This is a genomic window from Aminobacter sp. P4_D5, assembly GCF_056401815.1.
This window is the reverse complement of the sequence record NZ_JBFUIP010000397.1, coordinates 1-1,169: the sequence shown is the minus strand read 5'-3', so window position 1 is coordinate 1,169 and position 1,169 is coordinate 1. Positions and strand designations below refer to the sequence as shown.

Sequence of the window (1,169 nt, the reverse complement as noted above, 5' to 3'; positions counted from 1 at the left end):
GTCTCGAAGACATAGGAGGCGCGGATGCCCGCATCCTGGCCCTGGGCCGTCGCGGCATCGACCTGCGACTGCAGGGCGGGAGGAAGGTCGACCCGCCTCACCAGCAGGTCGCCCTCGACCCGGATGTCACCGAACAGGAAGCGGCTCAGATTGCCGAAGCCCTCCTCGGAATTGACCATGCCGTAGGGGCCCGAATGGGCCCGCCGGACATAGGCGCGCGCGGCCATGACGGTGGCGCCGGGCACGGCCCCGTCCGAGAGATCCGGCCCCAGGGCCACCGCATTGTCGATCTCGACGAGCCCATCGCTCATCTCGCCGATGAGGCGGCGTGACATGCCCATCGCCGCCGGATAGTCGGAGGCCGCGGTGCCCACGAGGCAGAAGGCATTCTCGACGGGGTAGATGCTCAGCGAGTTCACGTCCTGCGCTGTCCCCAGGTTCAGATACTCCCGCATGTGGTCCTGCGCGAAGTTGCCGACGGTCATCCCGAGATTGCCGCCCAGCGAGAGAAGCTGGTTGCCGAAGCCGCCCCTCGCGGTGATGCCTTTGTGCGGCGTGCCGTAGGTGAAGAAGCGGCGCACGGCCTGGCGGGCGCGCGTCCAGTCCTCCTCCGAGATGCGCTTGGTGCGCTCGTTCCGCAGCAGGGCCGAGACCGCCCGGCATCCTGGCCGGTTGAGGACATGCGCCTCGTCCAGCGGCTTGTCGTTCTGCAGGAAGGTCCGGGCGACAAGTCCGCCCATCGAATGCGCGACGAGGTAGACCTGCGGCGCGCCGGTCGCGTCCAGGATATCCAGGATCAATCGCGCGAGGCCCCAGCCATAGGTCTCCATGCCCGGCTCCAGCCCCTCGCCGAAGGCCGAGGAGATGGCGTCGTAATACCGGTAGATCGCGAGCACCGCATTGGCCGAACGCCCCAGCTCCACCGACTGCGCCTTCAGGGCCGCGGTCTCGCTCGTGAGCACGGCCTTGGCCTCGGCATCCAGGCCACGGAGCCCGTCGCTGAAGGCGAGCCGATAGTCGTAGGGCGGCTGGCTCAGCCGCAGCACCGGCGATTCGAAGATGTGCCGCGTCGAGGTGCCGGTCCAGCCGGTCCGCAGCAAGGTCGAGCCGACGTTGAAGCCGTTGAACGGATCCGACGAAGTGTCGTCGATCTCGCCGCTCGTCATGGC

General features: G+C 68.2%; 1 protein-coding gene. It reads right to left on the bottom strand.

Going from position 1 to position 1,169, the window contains the following annotated elements; all coding sequences use genetic code 11:
* Positions 1 to 1,169 (bottom strand): alpha/beta fold hydrolase (locus AC1DWF_RS32205; RefSeq protein WP_476842595.1); only part of this gene is annotated, 1,169 nt, incomplete at both ends.